Genomic DNA, 23,126 nt, shown 5'->3' on the forward strand with positions numbered 1-23,126 from the left:
ATCCGGTTGCGAAAAATCAACCCGGCACGCTCATTCCGCACAGATTTGCGTTTATTGTCAATTAGAAGGGCGAAGTTTTGTGGGGCGTGCCGATGTATGCAATCAAGCAGCGGTTGTTGGTGCTGCCATATCTGAGCCAGTCCCCGCTGAAGCTGAGCCATGGAAAATGCCGAAAAACTGAGCGGCCCAGATTCCACAGCCAACGACTCGCAGTAGAATGGTTTGCGGTCAGATGGCCTCGCTGCCGAGGCTGCGCGCCATCTTCTTGAGCAGACGGTTGAGCGTGCTGCGCTCCGAGGGCGTAAGGCCGGCAACGATGTTTTTCTCGTGCAGTTCGACCTTGGTCATCAGCTCCGCCAGCAGAGCTTCGCCTGTCGGGCTGAGCGACAGCGCATAGGTCCGACGATCCGCCGCGGTGCGATGTCGCTGGATCAGGCCCTTTTTCTCGAGCTGGTCCAGAGCCGGCGTCAGCGTCGACTTGTCCACACCGACGCCACGGCTTAGGTCGGTTTGATTGATACCCGGATTCGCGTGCAGCAGCACCAGCAGGCTGAAGCGGCCGGGCGTCAGTCCGCCCATGCGACTCGCCAATGAGCTGCCGACCACCTGAATGAAATTTTCAAAAACCGCGACCTGGGCAATACGCAGATTATAGCCATACAGCCCGGGCAGCGGCCCGCGATCCAGCTTCCGCGCCCTGGCCGCTTTGCGCGTCAGGGCTGGAGTATCCTCGCCATTGCCGGCTGAACGCTGGGTCCTGCTCCGCATGTCAGTTCATTTGTCCTGGCAGATAAAGCGCGATCGCCGGGAAAATGACCAGCAGCGCAAGACGAATCAGATCGACGATGATGAACGGCATCACCCCCTTGTAGATCTGCCACAGGCTGATATCGCGGGCAATGGAGTTGATGACAAAGACATTGATGCCGACCGGTGGCATCACCATGCCCAGCGTGGTGACCATGACGATGATGACACCAAACCAGATCGGATCGAAGCCAAGCTGGATCATCACCGGGTAAATGATCGGCACTGTCACCAGGATGATCGCCAGTTCATCCATCAGTGCCCCCAGGATCAGGTACATGATCAGGATCAGGGTAAGGATGCCATAGGGACCGATCGGCAAGCCGGTGAGGAAGTCGCTGACCTTCTGCGGTGTCTGGGTGATGACCAGGAAATAGCCAAACAGGAATGCGCCGACCACGATGGTGAAGATGGAACCGCCGGTGCGCACGGCATCCACCAGACTGGCCTGGATTTCGCTCCAGCCCAGCCGGCCGCGCAGGATGCCGATGATCAGGGCGCCGCAGGCACCGCAGCCGGCCGCCTCGGTGGCGGTGAAGACGCCGCCATAGAGACCGCCGACGATTCCGGCAAACAGCAGTACGGTGGCCCAGATGTCGCGCAGCGAATGGATGCGCTCGCGCCAGCTGGCCTTTGGGCCACGCGGCAGCAGTTCTGGCTTCCACCAGCCGAGAACCTGGATGGTGATGATATACAGCACCACGGCCAGCAGGCCGGGCAGGATGCCGGAGATGAACAGCTTGCCGATATCCTGTTCGGTCAGGATGCCGTAGAGCGCAAACACCACCGAGGGCGGGATCATGATGCCGAGCGTGCCGCCCGCGGCGATCACGCCGGTGGACAGGCCGGGATGGTAGCCGAAGCGGCGCATCTCGGGCAACGCCACGCTGGTCATGGTGGCCGCGGTGGCGACCGAGGAACCGTTGATGGCGGCGAAACCGGCACAGGACATCACGGTGGCCATGGCCAGGCCGCCACGGCGATGTCCGAGCCAGGCCTCGCCGGCGCGGAACAGTTCCCGGCTCATGCCGGCCGCGGTGGCGAAAGTGCCCATCAGGATGAACATGGGAATCACCGCCAGGTCGTAGTCGGTGGCAACCCGGATCGGCGATTGCGCCAGCAAGTTCATCGCCGGCTTCATGGCGGCCAGAATGCCAAAGCCGCCGACGCCGACGATGCCCATGGCGATGCCGACCGGCACCCGCAGCAGCATCAGGATAAAAAGCGCGACGAAGCCGCCGATGGTGACGAAATCCTGATCCACGCTCACGCCTCTTTCCGGTTCGCGATCAACCGCACCAGACGCAGCAGCAGCAGCAGCGTTGCCAGTACAATCCCCAGGGCTGCAACGGCATGGAACGGCCAGACCGGCAGGCGCAGATCGAAGGTCTGCTCGTTGCTGGCATAAACGCTCATCACCTTGCTTTCCAGCATCCAGGCAAACAGGGCCATGAAGGCCAGGGTCACCAGCGTGGCGAAAATGTCGATCAGGCGCCTACCCCAGGCCGGCGCCATTTCCCAGAAACCGTCCACCTGGATATGGCGATTGTGATAGCCGGCAACGGCGATGCCCCAGAACATGGCGGTGCCGAGCAGCAATCGCGAGAAATCGAAGGTGTCGGGCAGGCCGTAATTGAACAGCCAGCGCAGCATGACCGCGGTGAAGGTCAATACGGCAATCGCACCCAGCAACAAGCCGGCCACCATTTCGGCCTTGTCGATGACAGTTTTCATCAGGCTACCCCCCCTGCCGGCACTCTGCCGCAATGCCTGTCAGGAATCAAACGGGCGGCTGCGGCCGCTACAGAAGCCGCAGCCGCCCTTATCGGCAAATACTCAGAAGGCAGCGTTACGCTTCTTCAACTCCGCTTTCAGTTCGTTCAGCGCCTGCTCGCCGTTGACGCCGACTTTCTTGACGTCCTCGTACCAGGCCCTGGTCATCTCATCCGACAGCTTGCGCCAGGCGGCGATATCGCTGTCGCTCGGCTTGACGCCCTCATGGCCCGGCAATGCCAGCATCTTGGCCTTGCCTGAAGACTCGGCATCCGACCAGGCCGTGTTGACCTTCTCCGACATCTCCGACGTGCAATGGTCGTCAAACGCCTTCTTCTGGCTGGCCGACAGCTTGCCGTAGGCCGCCTTGTTCACCGCCAGCACGAAGTTGCTGATATAGAGCGGCGCATCCATATGGTATTTGACCGCCTTCTCGAAGCCGAAGATGAACACGCTGCCCCACGGGAAGCTGATCGCATCGGCCAGGCCGCGCTCCAGCGCATCGCGCGCTTCCGGTGCCGTCACCTGCACGTTGGTCCCACCCGCCAGCGTCACCAGACGCGCCACCGAAGCATTGCCCGGGCGGATCTTGTGGCCCTTCAGGTCGTCGGGCTTGGCGATCTTGATCTTGCTGTGGAAGGTGCCCGGGTCATGCACGAAGGTCATGCAGACCTTCACGTCGCTCATTTCCTTCTCGGCATACTTGCGATACCAGGCATCGATCGCGGCCGAACCGCTCTTGCCATTCGAGAACAGGAAGGGGATTTCGCTGCCGGCGATCACCGGGAAACGGCCGGGCGTGTAGCCGGGATTGACATAGGTGATATCGGCAATGCCGTCGCGCGCCATATCGTAGTGGTCTTTCGCCTGGCCGAGCTGCTGGGCCGGGAAAATCTGCGTCTTCACCGTGCCATTGGTCGCCTTCTCCAGCGAGGCGCCCCATTCGGTGAAGGCCGGATGCAGGGGATGCGACGGCGGCAGCCAGTGGCCGAGCCGCAGCGACACCGGCTTGTCCTGCGCCATGGCGGGCTGCACGGCAGCCAGGCCGAGCGCAGCCGTCAGGCCCAGCGCAGCCGCGCAGGCATAGAAATGACGTTGAATGGTCATGTGTTTTTCCTCCGCTGGCGGGCCGTCACCAAAACGGGACAGCCCTTTTTTGTTTTTTGCACGCGCAGCCTAGCAGCGGCGGGCCGGACCTGTCCACATTGTTTTGTTGGACACCAAACTAATTTCTTGACGCTGCCGGTGTGCGGTGCGAAATTCCGCCCAATATGGGAGGAATCGATGGAACGCTCTTTCGCCAAAGAGATTGAATCGCTGCGTCTGGGTGATGGCGACACCTTCCGTGGCGAGGGCATCCTGGCGGTCACCAAGGCCCTGCTGCAGTCTGGCGTTTCCTATGTCGGCGGCTATCAGGGTGCGCCGGTTTCGCATCTGATCGACGTGCTGGTGCAGGCGCAGGACATCCTCGACGATCTCGGTATCCATCTCGAAACCTGCACCAACGAAGCCTCGGCTGCCGCCATGCTCGGCGCCTCGATTCATTACCCGGCGCGCGGCTGTGTCACCTGGAAGGCCATTGTCGGCACTAATGTGGCCTCCGATGCGCTGAGCAACCTCGCCTCCGCTGGCGTCACCGGCGGTGCCCTGATCGTGGTGGGCGAGGATTACGGCGAAGGCGCCAGCGTGATCCAGGAACGCAGCCACGCCTATGCGATGAAATCCTCGATGTGGCTGCTTGATCCGCGGCCTGACCTGCCGGTCATCACAAAAACCGTGCAGGATGCCTTTGAACTGTCGGAAGCCTCCAATACACCAGTGATGCTGGAGCTGCGCATCCGCGCCTGCCATGTCACCGGCGAATTTGCTGCCAAAACGAACCAGCATGCGAAAGTGTCGCGCAACAGCCGCCTGCCCGGCCCGTCTGCCTTCAACTACGACCGCCTCGCCCATCCGCCCGCCACCTTCATGCAGGAAAAGCTGAAGCTGGAGCAGCGCATGCCCGCGGCACGCAAGTTCATTCTCGAGCGTGGCCTGAACGAGACCATGCCGGGCGACCTGTCGGAGATCGGCATCATCGTTCAGGGCGGCCTGTACAATGCCCTGAACCGCGCGCTGATGAATCTCGGCCTGGCCGATGCCTTCGGCAACAGCCGGGTGCCGGTGCTGGTGCTCAATGTCACCTATCCGCTGGTACCGGAACAACTGAACCAGTTCTGCGCCGGCAAGCAAGCCGTGCTGATGGTGGAGGAAGGCTCGCCGGATTACATCGAGCAGGCCCTGTGCACCGCGCTGCGCCGTGCCGATATCAATACCCGCGTGCATGGCAAGGACATGCTGCCGGCGGCCGGCGAATACACGATCGAGGTGCTGACCCGCGGCCTGCTGGCTTTCGTCAAGGCCGAGCAGCCGCGGATCGATGTCTCCGTCTCTGATGCCGCCTTCAATGCGGCGCTGGACAATCGCAAGACCGCCCAGGCCCTGATCGGCACCAACCTGCCGCTGCGGCCGCCGACCTTCTGCACTGGCTGTCCGGAACGGCCGGTCTTCACCGCGATCAAGCTGGTCGAGCGCGAAATCGGCAAGGTGCATGTCGCCGCCGATATCGGCTGCCATGCGCTCGCCACTTTTGCGCCTTTCTCGCTCGGCCATTCGATCCTCGGCTATGGCATGTCGCTGGCCTCGGCCGCCGGCGTCGGGCCGCTGATGAACACGCGCTCGCTCGCCATCATGGGCGATGGCGGCTTCTGGCATAACGGCGTGCTGTCCGGTGTCGCCTCGTCGATGTTCAATCGCGGCGACGGCGTGCTGATCGTGATGAAGAACGGCTACACCTCGGCCACCGGCGTGCAGTATATCCCCTCCTCGGCCGGCAACCGCGTCGACGGGCTGGGCAGCGGCTCTGATATCGAGACAACGCTGAAGGCGCTCGGCGTCAAATGGGTGCGCACGCTGCGCTCCTATGGCCTGAAGGACATGCGCGCCTCGCTGAAAGAGGCGCTGACCACCACCACCAAGGGCCTGAAGGTGATCCTGGCCGAGGGCGAATGCCAGCTGGCGCGCCAGCGTCGCCTGCGTACCGATGAGGCCAAAGCCCTGAAATCCGGCGAGCGCGTGGTGCGCACCCGTTTCGGTATCGACGATGCAGTGTGCACCGGCGACCATTCCTGCATCCGGCTGTCGGGCTGCCCGTCGCTGACCATCAAGCCCAATCCCGATCCGCTGCGTACCGATCCGGTGGCCAGCGTCAACAGCGGCTGTGTCGGCTGCGGCCATTGCGGCGAGGTGGCGCATGCCGCCGTGCTCTGCCCGTCTTTCTACAAGACCGAGATCGTGCATAACCCCGGCTGGTGGGACCGCCTGAGCGACCGCCTGCATCGCGCCGTGATCGGCTGGCTGGGTGGCCGCGCGGTCCAGTCTGCGCAGCCGGCGGCGGGAGAGTGACATGACCACCACGCGCCCCCTCTGCATCCTGATCGCCGCCATGGGCGGCGAAGGCGGCGGTGTGCTGACCGGCTGGATCGTCGATGCTGCCGAGCGCGCCGGCTATCCGGTGCAGAGCACCTCGATCCCCGGTGTGGCCCAGCGCACCGGCGCCACCACCTATTACATCGAGATCTGGCCGGAAAAGACGACGCAGCGCCCGGTGATGTGCCTGAACCCGATGCCGGGCCAGGTGGATGTGATGATCGCCAGCGAATTCGTCGAGGCCGGCCGTGCGATTGCCAACGGCTATGTCTCGCCCGATCGCACGCTGCTGATCGCCTCGACGCACCGCATTTTCGCCGTGGCGGAAAAAAGCGCCATGGCCGACGGCCGCTATGACGTGACCAAGCTGTTCCGCGCTGCCAAGGATCACGCGCGACAGACCGTGCTGTTTGACATGGACCAGGCCGCGAAAGACGCCGGCAGTATTCTGAACGCCGTGCTGCTGGGCGCGCTGGCCGGGTCCGGCGCCCTGCCCCTGCCGGCCCAGGCCTTCGAGGACGGCATCCGCGCCGAAGGCAAGGCGGTGGAGAGCAATCTGGCCGGCTTCCGCTTCGGGCTCTCGCATGGCGAAGGCGAGATCGCCGCCCGCGCCGCCGTGCTGTCCACCCTGCCGCCGGCCGCCGCCGTGCCATCGCTGGCCGACCGCATCGCACGGTTGCCGCTTGCCGTGCAGAAATTTGCCGCCGAGGGCATCAAGCGCCTGATCGACTATCAGGGCGTGGACTACGCCCGTCTCTATCTCGACCGGCTCGACACCATCGTGAAGCTGGGCGATGAAGCGCTGGCCAACGAGACCGCACGCCATCTGGCGCTGCGCATGAGCTTCGAGGATGTCATCCGTGTGGCGCAGCTGAAGCTGAAGCCCGAACGCTTCAGCGCTATCGAGCGCGAACAGCGGGTGCGGCCCGACCAGCCCTATACGGTGGCCGACTTCATGAAGCCCGGGGTGGAGGAAATCGCCTCCCTGCTGCCGCCGATGCTGGCGCAGCGCATCATTGCGCTGTGCGACCGGCGCGGCTGGACCGAAAAGCTGCATGTCGGCATGACCGTGCAGTCCAACCGCATCGGCGGCTACCTGAAACTGCGCGCCCTGGCCGGATTGCGCGGCTGGCGCCCGCGCAGCTTCCGTTATGCCGAAGAGCAGCAGCGTATCGAGGACTGGCTCGACCTGATCCGCCGCGCCGCCGCACTGGATACCGCCTTTGCGCGCGAGATCGTCGACTGCGCCCGCCTGATCAAGGGCTATGGCGATACCTTCAAGCGCGGCGCCGGCAACTTCGAGCGCATCCGCGCCCGTATCATCCTGCCGGCACTGGATGGCCGCATCCCGCCAGCACAGGCGAGCGACGCGCTGGTGCAGGCCCGCACGGCGGCTCTGGCCGATCCGGATGGCCAGTCGCTCGGCAATATGCTGGGCGAGTTCGAGGCCAGCCTGCGCCAGTCCCTGCCGCACGCCGCCGAATAAAAAAGGGCGCCAGAAGATGGCGCCCTTTTTCCTTTCTGATACAGACCGCCGTTACGACGTGGTGTCGTATTTCACCGTGCAGCCATAGGGCCGCGAGGTGGCGGTGCTGACCGCCTTGCCCTGCGCCAGTTCAGACAGGGCGACATCGACAAAGTTCTTGGCCGTTGCCAGATCGTCAATGCGGGTCGAGGGCTTGTCATCGATGCCGCCGGCATAGGCCAGCTTGCCGGTCTTGTCGATCACATACATATGCGGTGTCACCTGCGCGCCATAGGCCCGCGCGATCTGGCTCTTGGGATCGAGCAGCACCGCCGAGGGCGCCGCGCCACGATCCGTGGTCAGCTTGTTGGCCTGATCAGGCGTCACATAGCCCTGCTCGCCGACCGGCGAGGACACGATGGTCAGCCACACCACATTCTGCGCCGTCCACTTCTTCTGCAGCGCCTGCATATTGTTGCCGGTGTAATGCTTCTTCACGAAGGGGCAGTCGTGGTTCGACCATTCCAGCACCACGGTCTTGCCCTTGAGATCAGCGAGCGAAACCGTCTTGCCATTGGAATCCTTGGCGGTGAAGACCGGTGCCGGCTGGCCGACCTGCACATTGGCGGCAAAGCCGAGCTGCGGAATGCCCAGCAGGCCGGCTGCCCCGATGGCGGCAGCGGAGAGAAGGATACGACGCGATAGGGTCATGGTTGCACACTCCTTGTCAGGTTGGAGAGAGACGCACTTTTCTGCTGCTGGCCGCGCGCACCGACGCGGTCCAGAAGGTCGAGATGCTCCAGCACGATGGCTGGGGTGAGAATCTGAGGCAGCACCACACTCTGGCCACCGGCATAGAACAGATAGAGCGGCACGCCGCTGCGGCCATTCTGTTCCAGCACGCGGGTGATGTCGGGGTCCTGATTGGTCCAGTCACCCTTCATGTAGACGATATTCCGGTCGCGGAACGCCTGCTGCACGCGGTCGCTCGACAGCGCCGTGCGCTCGTTCACCATGCAGGTGATGCACCAGGCCGCCGTCATGTTGACAAAGACCGGCTGCTGCTGCGCCAGCAGGCGATCCAGCTTCTGCCGGCTGAAGGCCTCCACGGTCTGGCCGGCCGGGCTGACCTGCGCCACCGCCGTGCCGGGAACAGCTGCATCGCGGGCGGTGCCATAGAGGGCGCCGCCGGCCACCAGCAGCAGCGCCGCAGCGCCGATGGCTGCCGCACGGCCCTGCAGGCTGAACGACCAGGCGGCCGCAGCCACCAGCACAAGCCCCAGCATGGCGGCCAGCAGGCCCTGCTGCCCGACCTGCTGGCTCAGCACCCAGATCAGCCAGGCGACGGTGGCATAGAGCGGGAAAGCCAGGGCCTGCTTGACCCGTTCCATCCAGATGCCGGGCCTGGGCAGGCGGTCGGCCAGCTGCGGCACGAAGGTGAGCATCAGGAAGGGCAGCGCCAGGCCGAAGCCGAGCGCGAGGAAGATGGCAATGCCGATGGCGGCAGGCTGGGTCAGTGCGAAGCCGGTGGCCGCCCCCATGAAGGGCGCCGTGCAGGGCGTGGCGACCACGGCCGCAAGGATGCCGGTGAAGAACGAGCCCTGATAGCCGCCGCGCTGCGCCAGTCCCTCGCCGATACCCGCGAAGCGTCCGCCGATATGAAAGACGCCGGACAGGCTGAGCCCCATGGCAAACAGCAGATAGGCCAGCACGGCGATCACCAGCGGCATCTGCAACTGGAAGCCCCAGCCGATCTGGGCGCCGGCCGCGCGCAAGCCGAGCAGCAATCCGGCGAGCGCGCCGAAGCTGAGCAGAATCCCCAGCGTATAGGCCAGGCCATGACGGCGCATCTGCGCCCTGCCCGCGCCCGCGTGACCGACCAGCGCAAGAATCTTGATCGACAGCACCGGGAAGACGCAGGGCATCAGGTTGAGCAGGATGCCGCCCAGCATGGCCAGCACCACCGCCTGCAGGATCGCCGCCCCGTCGGCTGCTGCCATCATCGGCGCTGCCGCCCCATAGGCGATCTCGGTGAATTCAAAGGCCTGGCGCTGCTGCGTGCCGCCGGTGTCTTCGGTGAGCACGAGCAGGCCGCCGGTCTGCTGCGGCAATCCGGCGGCGGCAAAACTGCCGCGCTTGAGCGTCAGTGTGAGGCGGTCGGCCTCGACCTGCATCGGCTGCGCGGCCGCATGCTCGATCATCGCTTCCTGATGCGGCAGGAAGGCCGCGCTGTGAATGCGGTCGGCCCGCAGGCCCGGCACGGCCACATGCAGGACATAGCCATCCGTGGTGGTGGCCATCCGCGCCGACCAGGGCGACGGTTGCGCAATGCCCTGGCGCGCGGTGGCGAAGGCGGCCGCCGTTGCAGGATTGGCCATCCCCGCACCGGCGGGCAACGCAAGATCAAGCGACGCCTCGCCCGGGATGCATTCCTTCTGGCAGACCAGCCAGTTCACATCGGCCTTCAGCGCAACCTGCGCCGGTACCTGCGCCGGCGGCGTGATCTGCGTCAGCAGCAGGATCTCGCCCTCGTAGCCATAGTTGACCAGATGCGCGACGGGAATCCGCTCCGGCACCGGCCAGACAATCGGTCCCGCCGTGAAGCCCGCGGGCAGGGTCCAGCGGATCTCCGTCGCCAGCCCGGAATCGCCGGGATTGCGCCAGTAGGTGTGCCAGTGCTCGGCCATGCGCAGGCGAACCCCGACCCAGAAGGGTTCGCCGCCGCGGATATCGGAGGGTTCGGCCAGCAGCGTGGCGGCGACCAGATCGTTGCCGGACAGCTGGGCCTGAGCCTGGGCCGGAAGGACAAGGCCGCAGGCCAGCGCCGCTGCGAGAGCGGCCTGCTTGAGGCAGCGGAAAAAGCCGGGGCGGCGCATGGCATAAAATTCCGGTAAAACCGCCTGCGGAGCAAGCGATATCAGCCTCACAAGGCCGCGAGGCGGTGGGAGCCACCCTGCCTGATTTTTCAGCTAAAACGCGAAGGACACGCTGAAAGCGCCAAACTGGTCACTGGCATTCTGGCTTTCATATTCGCGGGTGCGCAGCACATGGGTATAGGCAAGCCGCACGCCATCGACCACCACGGCGAGACCGAACTGTGCGTCGCCGACATAGTGTTCCTTCCTGGTGCTGCGGCTGTCGACGAAGGTGTTGCCGTCGAGAAAGATGTTATGCGCCACGGCACGGCCATCGACGCCGGCAAACAGATACCAGCCGAAACCGCCGGGCGCCTTCTCGAAATAGCCCGACCCCGGCAGGCTGGGCTGCACGCGCGGCGGGCCGTAATCAATCGGCAGGTTCTGGCCGAAGCGGAACATCATGCCGCTGTTGGCATAGACATAGACGTTGCCCAGTGCCGCACCGGCATGCGGCGTGGCATCAATACCGAAACCACCCGGCAGCTTGAATTCCGGCGACTGCCAGCTGCGCTGATAGGTGAACTGCAGAGTCGGCTCGTTCTTGAGCTGGGTATCCCAGCCCTGCGCCTCCGGGGAGTCGACAATGGAGTGGATGAAGTCCTGGGTCTCATGCGCCAGCGATGCCGGGCCGACCACACCGACACTGACCATGAACTGGTCAAGCACCTGGCCGGTGCGCGCCACCATGCCGACCGAACCATACAGCCAGCCGGCATAGGGCCGATCATTGGCGGGCGGATTGCGCAGCAGCTTGTCAGAGGCCGTGTACATATTCTGGCCGAGCGCATATTCGATGCGGATGTCGCTGTGCCATTTCAGCATCGGCACTTCCAGCGCCAGATCGCGCAGCCATTCAGGCTCGCCGCCTTTCGGCGTCAGATAACTGAAGCGGGCGCCGCTCGTGTAGCGATGGTCGGTGTTGTAGAATAGATCGTTTTCCAGAACGAAACTGAAGGTCCCCACCTGCGGCTCCGCCTGCTTGGCCAGATCGGGCGGATCGGCCGCATAACTGAGCGGCGCGGCAATCATGACGGCGGCGAAGGCGGCAGCGGGAATTTTCTGGGACATCAACCGGCAGACACTTTTTATGAGGTGAGGCTTCATCAGATGAGGCCAGCCCCTCTTGCCGGGTGAATGTGGCATGAACGGGGCAGACATGATGTTTCTGTCTACCATGTTTGGCGGCATCGCGCTCAATCCACGCCCGGCCGCGAGCGCATGCTCTTCACCCCGGACCGCTTGGTCTTCGATTCCAGCCGGCGCTTCTTCGAGCCCAGCGTCGGCCGGGTTGCCCGGCGCGGCTTGGGCACCACGGCGGCGGCCTGGATCAGGGCCACCAGGCGGTCGATCGCATCCTGCCGGTTGCGCTCCTGGCTGCGATGCTGCTGCGCCGTCATCACCAGCACGCCATCCAGCGTCAGCCGGCTGCCGGCGAGCTTTTCCAGCCGCGCCCGCACATCGTCGGAAAACGCCTTCGAGCGCCGCACATCGAAGCGCAGCTGAACTGCCGTCGAGACCTTGTTGACGTTCTGGCCGCCGGGGCCGGAGGCGCGGACGAAACTGATCTCGATCTCGCGCGGATCGAGGCTGATGCGAGGGGTGACGCGAATCATGGCGGGCACCCTAGCTGGCCCCTGCCCCCTTGCCCAGCAAAGCCGGCTGAACTGCCCACAGAACATGGAGCGAATGATATTAGCGCCTTGCCTTGGCTGCGGAAACCACAAAGAACATAATAGCAACATTTTGCCTTGCCCGCAAGCTGGCTTTCCCGACCGTCCGCCAGCAAGATGCGGACAGTCCGTTGCTGAAGAAACGAGCCCGATGAAAACCGTCCTGCATGTCGGCTGCGGCCCGCGCCATGCCAGCCCCCTGCATGCCACCTTCCGTACGCCCGACTGGCGCGAGCTGCGCCTCGATATCGACCCGGATGTGCAGCCCGATATCGTCGGCAGCATGACCGACATGCATGTGGTGCCCACCGCATCGGTGGATGCGCTGTGGTCGTCGCACAATATCGAACATCTGGAAGCCCATGATGTGGCCACCGCGCTGGCCGAATTCCGCCGCGTGCTGAAGCCCGGCGGCTTTGCCCTGATCGTGACGCCCGACATCCAGGAAGTCTGCCGCCATGTCGCCGAAGGCAAACTGGAAGACACGCTCTACACCGTACCGGCCGGGCCGATTGCCGCCATCGACATCCTCTATGGCTGGCGCCGCGAACTGGCCAACGGCAAGACCTATATGGCGCACCGCACCGGCTTCACCCGCGATACGCTGAAGGCCAAGCTGAACGCCGCGGGCTTCGGCCTGGTGGCCGTGCAGGCCAACCAGAAGGCGCTGGAACTGATGGCAATTGCCTTTGGCACGGCGCCGGATCAGGCCAGCCTGCAGGCGGTGCTGAAATCGCTGTAGCGATCAGGCCTTGCGCAGGAACTCGCGCAGATCCTCGTAGATTCGCTTGCTCATGGCATCGGCGCCATTCAGCATCAGGCCGAGCTGGGTGCGGTTGACGCCCAGCTGCTGGGCCAGGTCGTCCATGGTCATTTTCGATTCCGCGCAGGCCTCGGCCACCGCCTGCACCGACATGCCCTCGGCATAATAGCGGCCATAGACCACCTTGACCTTGAACTCGATGGGCTTGCGCTTCTGCAGCGGGCTGGCGACTTCGCTGGGCGAGCGCAGGCGCAGCGGTGGCTGTGGCACCGGGTCTTCGCTGCTGTGCTGCATCGCCTCGGCCAGCAGGTCGGGCAGCGACTGGCTCTTGCCAATCGTGTTGTCGAGCAGGCGGCGGACGGTGTCGATCAGCTCGGTTTCGATTTTCGGCAGTGTGTGCGCCTCGCCGAAGCAGTCGTAATAGCTGCTGATCTCGCCCAGCCGGTCGCGACGACGGGTGAGGAAATCGCGCGCGCCCAGTGGCACGCTGCGACCATGCTCGCCGATCCGCACGATGAAAATACGGGTGGCGTTGACCTCGACGATGCAGACCTGCCAGCGCAGATTGACCAGGTTATGCGCCAGCTTCTCGCGGCGGCCATGCTCAAACTGCGGCAACTGGCCTTCGACCAGATCGACCAGCACATAGAACTTGTCGATTTCGTCGATGTATTTGCGGAAGCTGTCGAAACTGGCCGCGAAAGAGTCCGGCTCGGCAATGCGGCGAATAATCGACACGCCCTGCAGCTCCGCTTTGTTGAGCAGGTCGTTGAGCTGGGCGAGTGTGGTCTGGCCGGCCATGATCTTTGTAGGGATTATATCGCCGGGACTTCGCTCCCGGCAATCTGGAATAGTTTTCAAAATGGTGGCGTCGTTGCCGGGAAGACGCCCCAAAGGCCAGCGGCCGTTGCCCTGCCGGGCACCCACGGCTGCGGGTACAACCCGGCAGGCCGGCATACAGTTTCAGAGGGATTCATATGTCGACCTATAATCGCTTTCATTGCCGGGGTGATGGCGCAGCGATAGACTGCAATCAACATAATCATAATGTGCATGGGAAACGCCGTTGCAGTCACGACTGAAAGGCGAACTGAACCCGCAGTTGGATGATGCGCCGGAACTGCGCGCCCTGCTGGAATACTGGCGCGAAAAGTCTCCGCCCGACGGCATTCCGAACCGCAGCGCCATCGACCCCGCCGAACTCAAGCCGCATCTGGGTTCACTGTTCATTGTCGAACCCCTGCCCGGCGAGGAGGATTTCCGCTATCGCCTGATCGGCGCCGACATCACGGCGATCAATGGCCAGGAATTCACCGGCAGCACGGTAAGGCAGCTGATGCATGGCCTCTCAAAAGTCGACGCCGACGCGGTGATCAACGCCTATCAGATCGTGGTGCGCAAGCGCACCATCCTGCGCGCGCGTGGCACGCTGATCTGGGCGCAGAAGGACTATCTGGAATTCGACTCCCTGCATCTGCCGATCCGCGCGCCCGACGACACCGCGACCTGGCTGCTGGGCAAGATGACGGTGCTGAAAATGTCCTTCGCCACCGGCATCGCGCCCAGCCTGCAGGGTCGCGGCGCGGCCTAGGCCGACGGCAGGCAGCCGTTCAGACGCCGATATCCTCGTTCCACAATTGCGGCTTTGCAGCAACGAAATCGCGCATCAGGCCGATGCAGGTGGCATCCTGCAATACATCGACGGCGACACCGCGGCTGCGCAGCAGGTCTTCCTCACCCATGAAGGTGCGATTCTCGCCGACGATCAGCTTCGGGATGCCGTAGAGCAGGATGGCGCCACTGCACATCGCGCAGGGCGACAGCGTGGTGTAGAGCGTGGCAGCGCGATAGACGCTGGCCGGCTGGCGTCCGGCATGCTCGAAGGCATCCATCTCGCCATGCAGGATGGCGCTGCCCTGCTGCACCCGGCGGTTATGACCGCGACCGATGATGCGGCCCTGATGCACGATCACCGAACCGATCGGAATACCGCCCTCGGCCAGCCCGGCACGGGCCTCGTCGATGGCTGCCTGCATGAAGGGGTCCATACGCGCTCCCCATGATGAAAGGCCCGACGATACCTTCGGGCACCGGCTTGCGTGACGGCAGAGTATTCCGGACCGGCCCGATGCAGGCAACCCTGAGGGTTGCCCCCGCGTTGTCGCAATAGCGCTACCGGAGCACGGTCACGCATGGCACAAGCTTTGTCCATCGCTGTGACTGGTATTGTGATAGGCTGCGGTCCAACCAAAGACAAATCAGAGGTTTTTGCCGCTGCGCAGCCGCGAACCGGTGATCCATTCGGATCACTGGCGATACGATATCCCAGCCAGGGTGGTGTACGAAACGATGAGATTCGTCGGACGCAAGCCTGCCCATTGCATCATGCAGGACCGGACAGTCCTATCCCGTCGCGCCGTTCTGATGGGCGGATGCGGCGCAGCCGCGAGCTGCCTGTTGCCCCGCATGGCCCCTGCGGCGACCGCCATCGTTCTGCCACTGGCGTCCGACCAAAGACAGTTCTCGGTGTTTTACAAAGGCACCCGGATCGGTGCCCATACGATCCTGTATTCATCGGCAACCGACGAAACCCTGGTCAGCACCAGGATAAACCTGCTGGTCAAGGCGGCCTTCTTCACGGTCTTCCGATTCAGCCACAGTTCGACCGAAACCTGGCGCGCCGGTCAACTGATCAGCCTGAACAGCGAAACCCTCGAACATGGCGAAATTCTCCGCGTCGATGGCACGGCGACGCCGCAGGGCTTTCGCGTGGTGAGCAAGGGTGGGCCATTCATTGCCCCGGCGGCGACCCTGACCTCAAACAGCCTGTGGACTCCCGCCGTGCTGGAACAGACCACGCTGGTCGATGCCCAATACGGCGGCATCATCGGCGTAAGCGCCCGCAAATTCGCCGACGAGCAGATCATGATCGGCGGCCGGCAGATTGCCGTGACGCGCTATACGCTGATCACGCCCTATCTGGCCGGCAGCATCTGGTACGACGAGAAAAACCTGTGGGTCCGCGGCGAGTTCGAACGCGACGGATCACATATCCAGTATCAGCTGGACCTGTGAGGGACCGATGCGACAACCCAGGGAGCGCGCGGTGATGATGTTCAGAAACCCGTTCCGGCTTGCCGTCATTATCCTGGCGGGTGCCGTTGCCGGCTGCGCGGCCGTGTCCGTTGTGCTCGCCCCTCCGCCGGTCACGCTCGCCACCGGTACGCCGGGTGGCATCTACCATCCGGTCGGCAATGCGATCTGCCGCATGTTCAATCTGCCGGACTCCCAGCAGACGACGCGCTGCCTGGCGGTGAGTTCCGAGGGATCGGTGGCGAATATCGGGCGGATCGAAAACCGCAAGGCCGCCTTCGGGCTGTCGCAGACCGACATTGCCTATGCGGCCTATCATGGCGAGGGGCCGTTTGCCGCCGCTGGCCCCGATCCGAAGCTGCGCATGCTGATCGCGCTCTATCCGGAAGCCTTTACCGCCATCGTGCGCGCCGATACCGGCATTCGCGACTTCGAAGACCTGCATGGCCGGCGCATCGGCATCGGCAAGAGCGGTGCCGGGTATGGCTTCACCCGCGATGTCGTGCTCGGCTTTTACCGCCAGTCGATCCCCAATCCCGAGCATGCGCTGGAATTCGGGCCGGCCGAGCAGAATCCGGCGCTGTGCAACAACCTCGTCGATGCGATCATTTTCCAGGCCGGACATCCCAACGGGCTGACCCAGGAGGCCACGACCGGCTGCCCGGCCAGACTGGTGCGCGTGGCCGGCCCACCGATCGACCGGCTGCTGGCCGCGCATGCCTTTTACACCGCCACCGTCATCCCCGGCGGCATGTATGCCGGCAATCCCGAGGATGTGCAGACCATTGGCACCCGCGCCATCCTGATCACCACCAGCAGCCAGCCTGACCGGCTGGCCTATGCCATGGTGAAGGCGGTGTTCGAGCATTTCGAGGATTTCAGGCGCCTGCATCCCGCGCTGGCGACCCTGGCGATCAAGGATATGGTGCCGAGTGAAGCCGTGATCCCGATCCATCCGGGTGCCCTGGCCTATTACCGCGAGGCCGGGCTGGTGCGTTGAGCACCGCACACCTTGATGATTCTGAACGTCGCCTATGCACTTGTTCTACGAGTCACCGCTCACGCAAACTATCGTGACGATAGCGCGCAATGGGAGAAATCAAATAGTCGATCATTCGCCGACGATCAGTTTTGATCTCTGCGCTGATCGCCATGCCAGCCCCAAGATCCATCCTGCGACCTTCCACATCGATATAGCTGCGATCCAGCGCCACCCGCATTGGGAAGACCAAGCCTAGCTTCTCATCCTTTATGGCATCCCGGGACACCGAGATGACGCGGCCCGGCAAGGTGCCGTACTTGGTGAACAGAAATGTCTCAAGCTTCAATTCAACTTCCTGGCCGGGCACGATGAAACCGATATCCCGATTCATCACCATCGCCTCGACTTCGATCTCCGCCTGGTCTGGCACAATGGCCATGACGGCCTGGGCAGGCGTCACCACGCCGCCCAGCGTATGCAACGCCAGCTGCTGCACAACACCATCAATGGGCGCAAGCAGCGTCTGCATCCCCTGACGCTGTTCAGCCTTGAGCAATTCTTCTTCGATAGAAGACACCTTACGCTCGGCTTCGGTTCTCTGCGTCAATATTGTCTTCGCATATTCGGATTCAGCCTGCCGGCGCTGCCTCTGCAATGTGAGAAGACCCGCGACGACTTCATCGCGACGATGCTGCAACGCGCGGGACTCGTTATTCATCTCAACCAGCTGTTGTTGCAACTCCAGGGACAGGAGTCTGGACCCATAACCCTGCTCGGCCAGGTGGGCGCGTGCAGCAGCACGCTCACTCAACAGCGGTAATGCCTGCTGATTTTTGAGGATGGCCGATTCCACACCTTTTCGTTCAGAAAGCTTCCTCTCATACTCGGCATCCAGTGCTGCCAGCCTCGACAGGTGCTCGTCCACTTGCATCAGCAGCAAGGCGCGATGCATAGCAACCAGATTGGCCGGAACGCCAATTGGGGGTTTATAATGGGCGAGAGCCTTGTCCGGGAACATCGCCGCATCCAGGCGCGCCATTTCGATTTTTGCAGACACAAGCTCAGAGACCAGCCGGCGCACATCAGCCCCCGTGGCTGTAAGATCCAGTTCGATCAGCACGTCGCCGGCATTCACGCGCTTGCCGTCATGGACGTGGATGGCCCGGACCACTCCCGTTTCAAGCGGCTGGATGACCTTGGTTTTTCCCGCCGGGACCGTCTTGCCTTCCGCCACCGCCACGACGTCAAGCTCACCGATGAATGACCAGGCCAGACCAATGACAAGCATGGCAGTCACGGTCCAGAACAATACGCGCACCGTCGGCGAGACCGGCGTCTCCAGCACTTCAATGGCGGCAGGCATGAACTCGATGTCGTCCAGTTGCCGCTTTGGCTGCGGCCCGACGGCCCGCTCATTGGCCAGGGCCGCCCGCGTGACTGCGAATGCGCGCCGCACCCCTTCAAACAGCATGAAGCCCGCCTGCCTGCTGGCGCATCATCGATGCAAAGCGGCCGCTCTGCCGCATGAGCTGATCGGGAGAGCCGTCTTCGACGATCTGCCCCTGTTCAATGGTGAGAATCCGGTGTGCATGCCGCACCGCAGACAGGCGATGCGCGATGATCAGAACCGTACGCCCCTGGCAAATGCGATCCATATTGGCCTGGATAGCGGCTTCCGACTCAACATCGAGGGCGCTGGTAGCCTCATCAAAAATCAGAACCCGCGGATTTCCGATCAGAGCGCGCGCAATGGCGATCCGCTGCCGCTGCCCCCCCGACAGCGTAGCGCCGCGCTCTCCCACCATCATGTCGTAGCCCTGCGGCATCGACATGATGAACTCATGCGCGCCAGCCAGTTCGGCCGCAGCAACGATGCGTTCGAGCGATACACCGGGATCAGCAAGGGCAATATTCTCCCTGATCGTTCCGGTGAACAGTGTGTTTTCTTGCAGAACAATACCAATCATCCGGCGCAATGAGGATGGATCGATCATCGAAAGATCAACACCATCCACCATGACCTTACCACTTTCTGGCACATACAAACGTTGCACCAACTTGGTCACAGTGCTCTTACCTGAGCCCGATGGGCCAACAATACCGATCACCTGACCCGGCTGAATTTCAAGCGAGAGATTGCGTAGAATCTCCGGACCATCTGGTCGATACCGGAAAGTAACGCGGTCAAAAGATATCTGGCCTTTGAGGGTCGGCAGCGACTGACGACCGGCGCTAACACTATTTTCCGTCCTCGTATTCAGAATATCGCCAAGTCGTTCAATTGACAGGCGTGCCTGCTGGAAATCCTGCCAGAGCTGGGCGATACGCAGGATTGGTCCGCTGACACGGCCAGACAGCATGTTGAAGGCAACAAGTTCACCGACTGTCAGTTGCCCTCCAATGACGAGTTTTGCACCAAACCACAATGTCGCCGCCAACAACACCTTGTTGATCAGTTGAGCAATCTGGCTGGCCACGCTGGACAGGTTTCCGACCTTGAACGATGCTTTGACATAGGCTGCCAGCAGCTCTTCCCAGCGCCGCTGCATCTGGGGCTCGACTGCCATGGCTTTCACCGTTTCGATGCCGGAAATGCGCTCGACCAGAAATGACTGATTCTCTGAACCGCGCGCGAACTTGTCATCGAGCCGCGCTTTCAGAACCGGCGTCACGAAGATTGACAAGCAGACATAAAAAGGCACCGCCGCCAGGGTCAACCAGGTCAGGAACGGGCTGTATAAGAACATGACGAAGATAAAAACGAAGGTGAAGAAGAGATCGACGACAAGGGTCATCGTCGAACCGGTCAGGAAATTCCGGATATTATCCAGTTCGCGCACGCGCGCGACGCTGTCGCCGACGCGACGCGCTTCGAAATAGGCCAGCGGCAACCCCATGATATGGGTGAATAATCGCGCGCCCAATTCAAGATCGACACGATTGGTGGTATGCGAAAAGAGGTAGGCGCGCAAACTGCCAAAGATCGCCTCGAAAACCGCAATGGCCAGCAGAGCGAAAACCAGTACATCCAGTGTCGTGAGAGAGCGATGCACCAGAACCTTGTCAATCACGACCTGGAACATAAGTGGCGATACCAGTGCCAATACCTGGATTATGAAGGTCGCGAACAGCACTTCGCCGAACATCTTACGGTATTTAACGATTGCCGGGATGAACCAGCTGACATCGAAACGACGCTGCGATCCGGCCAGATCGGCACGCGTTGTCATCAGCATGAGATCGCCGGACCACAGTGCCTCAAATTGCGCGCGTGGCATCACCTGGGGCCGGCCATCCGGCGCACGGGCGATCAGGACTGTCTCGCCATTCGCATCCTTGCGAACCGCGGCCAGTACAATAAAAGTGCCATCCTTCAGAATCGCCAGGCCCGGCAACGGCGTCGTCGCAAGACGCGACCAGTTCGAGCTGATCTTGCGGATTTTAATATCGAGCCGCTTGCCGGCACGGAGCAGATCCGTGACATCAAAATAACTATCGCTTCGGGCAAACTGGTGCCGGAGTTGCTCAATATCAAGCGGACGCCCAAGCAGGCGCATGATCATGGCAAAACAATAGAGGCCGGAATCTATGGCAGATTCAGACTTTTCCACGCCTCGCCCTTTTAATTCCCCCGCCATTTTCAATCTTCAATAGCCAATAATCACTTATAGAATACTCAGAGAGTGGCGCCCACTGCCACACGGTGATGAGGCAATAGTCTCGCGATCGCCGACATGCTGCCAAAAACAATGCATCAACCCGGACCACTTCAATGGGAGAGGGTCAAGCAGCGACGGATCCGCCGGTTGCCCTGAGTCGCCCCCCTCGCACCGGCAACCGCAACGTGACCTTCATAACAGATCAGAAGGGCGCATCATAAGCCGTTGTAAACAATCTGAAATAGCGCTCATCAGCTCCTGCACTCTTTAAGCGGCTTCGTACCGATGCACATCATGCCTCACGGGGTATCGCCCCATCCTCGATGCGCAAGCTATGCCCAGGTGGTTGCGAAAATAGGCGCCAGGTCATTGGCGACCTGCGCATCCAGCACCATCTGACCGACCGGCGGCGCCGTATAGGCCGCCATGGCATCGACCAGGGACTGAATATTGGCGGCAGAGATCGCATGATTGCCGTCGACAGTCTGAATACTGTCGACACGGGAAGATGCATCGATATACCAGTCCTTCAAGGACACTTGGCTCTCGGTCTCACCGATTACATTGATCACCAGATCATTGCCGTCCTGGCGGAACCAGAGCTGATCGTAAGATACACCGCCAGCGAAGCGCAGGATATCGGTGGTCATAGCGGCATCAGAGATGCCGCTCTGCACCACACTGTCGATCCCGTCACCGCGACTCATTACATAAATGTCGTTTCCGGCACCGCCGTTCATTACATCGATGCCCGTACCGCCCTGTAGCGTATCGTCGCCGGCATAACCATGAAGCGTGTCATTCCCAACACCGCCACTGATTGAGTTTGCGCCATTGCTTCCGGTGAAAATATCGTCGTAATCCGAGCCGACGAGATTCTCGATTCCTGTCAGCGTATCGCCTGCCGCATCACCGGTCGTACCGGTTCCGGTGTCCAGGCTCACCGTCACCGCTGCGCCGGCGCCACTATAATAAACGGTATCAATGCCCGCGCCGCCGCTCAGCTGATCGGCACCAGCACCGCCGGCCAGCCAGTCGTCGCCATCATCGCCGTTGAGGATGTCGATCCCGTCACCGCCATTCAGATTGTCGCTATCGGCACCGCCGTTGAGGGTGTCATTGCCGGCCCCGCCTTGCAGGACGTCATACCCATACCCCCCATTCAGGACATTGGCGACCGCATCACCAATCAACGTATCCGCGTTGTTCGAGCCGGTAAGGTTTTCGATCCCGATCAGGATATCGCCCTGGGCATTACCGCCAGTTCCCGCACCTGTTACCAGGCTGACGCTGACCGACGCCGCTGAGCCGGCATAGCTTACGGTATCGGTCCCAGCCTGACCGATGATGAGGTCTATACCGGTTGTCCCCGCCAAAGCATCATTACCGGATGTACCGATCTGCAGACTCAAGGTTGAGCCATCGGCGAAGCGAATGTTCTCTATCTTGTCATTCACATTGTACCAGTTCTGCAACAGCACCCGATCCGCCGCCTGGCTTGCCGCCGTCAGCGTGCCGCCGGCATTCTGTAGGCCGACGATCAGATCATTCCCGCTGGTTTCAAACAGCAGGTCGGCTGCCGTGATCCCGGCGCCGAATTCCAGTGTATCCTGCCCAGCATTGAGCTGGACATCACGATATGCGAGGCCAGCCTCGCCCCATTCATTATACTCGAGGTATTCCTGCCTGTACGTATAGTCGTCGAATACCGTGTCGAATCCATCGCCGCGATTGAAGCGGTATACGTCGTTATCCAGGCCGCCCTGCAGGTTATCATCACCAGCTGCACCATGCAGGATATCCGCGCCGCTGTTGCCTGTCAGGGCATTGACCCCGCTGTTGCCGATGATGGTATTGCCCAGATCATTGCCGACGCCATTCAGCGCCACCGTGCCGGTCAATGTCAGATTCTCGACATTGGCGCCAAGCGTGAAGCTGACCGATGAGATGGCCGTGTCAATGCCGGCATTGGCCGCTTCGCTGATGCCATCGCCGCTTTCGATATAGTAGATGTCGTTGCCCGCACCGCCGTACATGCTGTCAGAGCCGGTGCCGCCATCCATCGTGTCGTTACCATCTCCGCCGGTCAGCACATCGGCACTGGCGCCGCCAAACAGCATATCGTCGCCGGCGCCGCCATCGAGGTAATCGACCGCCGCGCTGCCGGTCAGGGTGTCGTTATAGGACGACCCGATCACGCCTTCGAACCCTGACAGCGTATCGCCCGCTGCATCGCCGCCCGTTGCCGCCTGCGCCGCGAGATCGACCGTCACGGCTGCGCCCGATCCGGCATAGCTCACCCTGTCCGTGCCGGCACCACCAGTCAGGACATCCGCTCCCGCGCCGCCGATCAGCGTGTCATCGCTATTGCCGCCTGAGAGCTGGTCATTGCCGTCGCCACCATTCAGCGTGTCGTTGCCGTCGCCGCCGTCGATCTGGTCATTGCCGGCATTGCCGGTGATCGTGTCATTGCCGGCCGCGCCCCACAGGCGGTCATCGCCACTGCTGCCGGTCATGACATCGTCGCC

Annotated in this window: 19 protein-coding genes; 6 read left to right on the plus strand and 13 right to left on the minus strand. The window is 62.4% G+C overall.

Translation table 11 applies throughout. From position 1 onward, the window contains the following. Window positions 1–228: 228 nt before the first annotated feature. From AAG821_RS15325 to AAG821_RS15340, 4 genes are all read right to left on the minus strand, one after another. Window positions 229–768, minus strand: coding sequence for a MarR family transcriptional regulator (locus tag AAG821_RS15325; RefSeq protein ID WP_341913107.1), 540 nt, complete (start codon window positions 766–768; stop codon window positions 229–231). Between the two features lies 1 nt (window position 769). Further along, window positions 770–2,077 carry a TRAP transporter large permease gene (locus AAG821_RS15330; protein ID WP_341913109.1) on the minus strand — a complete coding sequence of 436 codons (1,308 nt, stop codon included), beginning with the start codon at window positions 2,075–2,077 and terminating at the stop codon, window positions 770–772. After that, window positions 2,074–2,541 carry a TRAP transporter small permease gene (locus AAG821_RS15335; RefSeq protein ID WP_341913111.1) on the minus strand — a complete coding sequence of 156 codons (468 nt, stop codon included), beginning with the start codon at window positions 2,539–2,541 and terminating at the stop codon, window positions 2,074–2,076. Before AAG821_RS15335 ends, AAG821_RS15330 begins: the two co-directional genes overlap by 4 nt. Window positions 2,542–2,643: 102 nt before the next feature. After that, window positions 2,644–3,687: a TRAP transporter substrate-binding protein gene (locus AAG821_RS15340; protein ID WP_341913113.1), complete on the minus strand. Its 1,044-nt coding sequence runs from the start codon at window positions 3,685–3,687 to the stop codon at window positions 2,644–2,646. A 177-nt stretch (window positions 3,688–3,864) separates the two neighbouring features. Here AAG821_RS15340 and AAG821_RS15345 point away from each other — a divergent pair, with 177 nt between their 5' ends. Then, window positions 3,865–6,024, plus strand: a complete 2,160-nt coding sequence (locus AAG821_RS15345) for an indolepyruvate ferredoxin oxidoreductase subunit alpha (RefSeq protein WP_341913115.1) — start codon at window positions 3,865–3,867, stop codon at window positions 6,022–6,024. A 1-nt stretch (window position 6,025) separates the two neighbouring features. Beyond that, window positions 6,026–7,534, plus strand: coding sequence for an indolepyruvate oxidoreductase subunit beta family protein (locus AAG821_RS15350; RefSeq protein WP_341913117.1), 1,509 nt, complete (start codon window positions 6,026–6,028; stop codon window positions 7,532–7,534). 51 nt (window positions 7,535–7,585) lie between these two features. Here the strand turns inward: AAG821_RS15350 and AAG821_RS15355 are convergent, their stop codons facing one another. The 4 genes from AAG821_RS15355 to arfB form a co-directional block, all read right to left on the minus strand. Further along, on the minus strand, window positions 7,586–8,224 hold the full coding sequence (locus tag AAG821_RS15355; RefSeq protein ID WP_341913119.1) for a thioredoxin family protein: 639 nt from the start codon (window positions 8,222–8,224) through the stop codon (window positions 7,586–7,588). Further along, window positions 8,221–10,389, minus strand: a complete 2,169-nt coding sequence (locus AAG821_RS15360) for a protein-disulfide reductase DsbD domain-containing protein (protein ID WP_341913121.1) — start codon at window positions 10,387–10,389, stop codon at window positions 8,221–8,223. The genes AAG821_RS15355 and AAG821_RS15360 overlap by 4 nt, the downstream gene beginning before the upstream one ends. 93 nt (window positions 10,390–10,482) lie before the next feature. Beyond that, complete coding sequence (locus tag AAG821_RS15365; RefSeq protein ID WP_341913122.1) at window positions 10,483–11,499, minus strand: lipid A deacylase LpxR family protein; 1,017 nt, start codon at window positions 11,497–11,499, stop codon at window positions 10,483–10,485. A gap of 125 nt (window positions 11,500–11,624) precedes the next feature. Then, window positions 11,625–12,044, minus strand: coding sequence for an alternative ribosome rescue aminoacyl-tRNA hydrolase ArfB (arfB, locus tag AAG821_RS15370; RefSeq protein ID WP_341913124.1), 420 nt, complete (start codon window positions 12,042–12,044; stop codon window positions 11,625–11,627). Window positions 12,045–12,252: 208 nt separating this feature from the next. Between arfB and AAG821_RS15375 the strand changes: the two genes are divergently transcribed. Further along, window positions 12,253–12,843: a methyltransferase domain-containing protein gene (locus tag AAG821_RS15375; RefSeq protein WP_341913126.1), complete on the plus strand. Its 591-nt coding sequence runs from the start codon at window positions 12,253–12,255 to the stop codon at window positions 12,841–12,843. 3 nt (window positions 12,844–12,846) lie between these two features. On the opposite strand, the gene AAG821_RS15380 is transcribed toward AAG821_RS15375, so the two are convergent. Beyond that, window positions 12,847–13,665 (minus strand): hypothetical protein, encoded by an 819-nt coding sequence (locus tag AAG821_RS15380; RefSeq protein WP_341913127.1) that lies wholly within the window; start codon window positions 13,663–13,665, stop codon window positions 12,847–12,849. Between the two features lie 265 nt (window positions 13,666–13,930). Between AAG821_RS15380 and AAG821_RS15385 the strand changes: the two genes are divergently transcribed. Beyond that, window positions 13,931–14,455, plus strand: a complete 525-nt coding sequence (locus AAG821_RS15385) for a PAS domain-containing protein (protein ID WP_341913129.1) — start codon at window positions 13,931–13,933, stop codon at window positions 14,453–14,455. A 19-nt stretch (window positions 14,456–14,474) separates the two neighbouring features. On the opposite strand, the gene AAG821_RS15390 is transcribed toward AAG821_RS15385, so the two are convergent. Then, complete coding sequence (locus AAG821_RS15390) at window positions 14,475–14,912, minus strand: nucleoside deaminase (protein ID WP_341913131.1); 438 nt, start codon at window positions 14,910–14,912, stop codon at window positions 14,475–14,477. Between the two features lie 418 nt (window positions 14,913–15,330). On the opposite strand from AAG821_RS15390, the gene AAG821_RS15395 reads away from it, so the two are divergent. Next, window positions 15,331–15,939, plus strand: coding sequence for a DUF6134 family protein (locus AAG821_RS15395; protein WP_341913133.1), 609 nt, complete (start codon window positions 15,331–15,333; stop codon window positions 15,937–15,939). A gap of 34 nt (window positions 15,940–15,973) precedes the next feature. Beyond that, on the plus strand, window positions 15,974–16,957 hold the full coding sequence (locus AAG821_RS15400) for a TAXI family TRAP transporter solute-binding subunit (protein WP_341913135.1): 984 nt from the start codon (window positions 15,974–15,976) through the stop codon (window positions 16,955–16,957). A 52-nt stretch (window positions 16,958–17,009) separates the two neighbouring features. On the opposite strand, the gene AAG821_RS15405 is transcribed toward AAG821_RS15400, so the two are convergent. From AAG821_RS15405 to AAG821_RS15415, 3 genes are all read right to left on the minus strand, one after another. Beyond that, the gene (locus tag AAG821_RS15405; RefSeq protein ID WP_341913136.1) at window positions 17,010–18,410 is read right to left on the minus strand and encodes an HlyD family type I secretion periplasmic adaptor subunit; all 1,401 of its coding nucleotides are present in this window, start codon (window positions 18,408–18,410) and stop codon (window positions 17,010–17,012) included. After that, the gene (locus AAG821_RS15410) at window positions 18,400–20,550 is read right to left on the minus strand and encodes a type I secretion system permease/ATPase (protein WP_341913138.1); all 2,151 of its coding nucleotides are present in this window, start codon (window positions 20,548–20,550) and stop codon (window positions 18,400–18,402) included. Before AAG821_RS15410 ends, AAG821_RS15405 begins: the two co-directional genes overlap by 11 nt. A gap of 380 nt (window positions 20,551–20,930) precedes the next feature. Further along, window positions 20,931–22,871: a calcium-binding protein gene (locus AAG821_RS15415; RefSeq protein WP_341913140.1), complete on the minus strand. Its 1,941-nt coding sequence runs from the start codon at window positions 22,869–22,871 to the stop codon at window positions 20,931–20,933. Window positions 22,872–23,126 lie beyond the last annotated feature (255 nt).

Source organism: Ferrovibrio terrae (genome assembly GCF_943372915.1).
Taxonomy (GTDB): Bacteria; Pseudomonadota; Alphaproteobacteria; order Ferrovibrionales; family Ferrovibrionaceae; genus Ferrovibrio; species Ferrovibrio terrae_A.

Coding starts and splice junctions, on each gene's coding strand:
- AAG821_RS15345 (WP_341913115.1), top strand. CDS start 3,865: ATGGAACGCTCTTTCGCCAAAGAGATTGAATCGCTGCGTCTGGGTGAT.
- AAG821_RS15395 (WP_341913133.1), top strand. CDS start 15,331: ATGGCCCCTGCGGCGACCGCCATCGTTCTGCCACTGGCGTCCGACCAA.
- AAG821_RS15400 (WP_341913135.1), top strand. CDS start 15,974: ATGATGTTCAGAAACCCGTTCCGGCTTGCCGTCATTATCCTGGCGGGT.
- arfB (WP_341913124.1), bottom strand. CDS start 12,044: ATGATTCGCGTCACCCCTCGCATCAGCCTCGATCCGCGCGAGATCGAG.
- AAG821_RS15365 (WP_341913122.1), bottom strand. CDS start 11,499: ATGTCCCAGAAAATTCCCGCTGCCGCCTTCGCCGCCGTCATGATTGCC.
- AAG821_RS15375 (WP_341913126.1), top strand. CDS start 12,253: ATGAAAACCGTCCTGCATGTCGGCTGCGGCCCGCGCCATGCCAGCCCC.
- AAG821_RS15350 (WP_341913117.1), top strand. CDS start 6,026: ATGACCACCACGCGCCCCCTCTGCATCCTGATCGCCGCCATGGGCGGC.
- AAG821_RS15405 (WP_341913136.1), bottom strand. CDS start 18,410: ATGCTGTTTGAAGGGGTGCGGCGCGCATTCGCAGTCACGCGGGCGGCC.
- AAG821_RS15380 (WP_341913127.1), bottom strand. CDS start 13,665: ATGGCCGGCCAGACCACACTCGCCCAGCTCAACGACCTGCTCAACAAA.
- AAG821_RS15390 (WP_341913131.1), bottom strand. CDS start 14,912: ATGGACCCCTTCATGCAGGCAGCCATCGACGAGGCCCGTGCCGGGCTG.
- AAG821_RS15325 (WP_341913107.1), bottom strand. CDS start 768: ATGCGGAGCAGGACCCAGCGTTCAGCCGGCAATGGCGAGGATACTCCA.
- AAG821_RS15355 (WP_341913119.1), bottom strand. CDS start 8,224: ATGACCCTATCGCGTCGTATCCTTCTCTCCGCTGCCGCCATCGGGGCA.
- AAG821_RS15340 (WP_341913113.1), bottom strand. CDS start 3,687: ATGACCATTCAACGTCATTTCTATGCCTGCGCGGCTGCGCTGGGCCTG.
- AAG821_RS15360 (WP_341913121.1), bottom strand. CDS start 10,389: ATGCGCCGCCCCGGCTTTTTCCGCTGCCTCAAGCAGGCCGCTCTCGCA.
- AAG821_RS15335 (WP_341913111.1), bottom strand. CDS start 2,541: ATGAAAACTGTCATCGACAAGGCCGAAATGGTGGCCGGCTTGTTGCTG.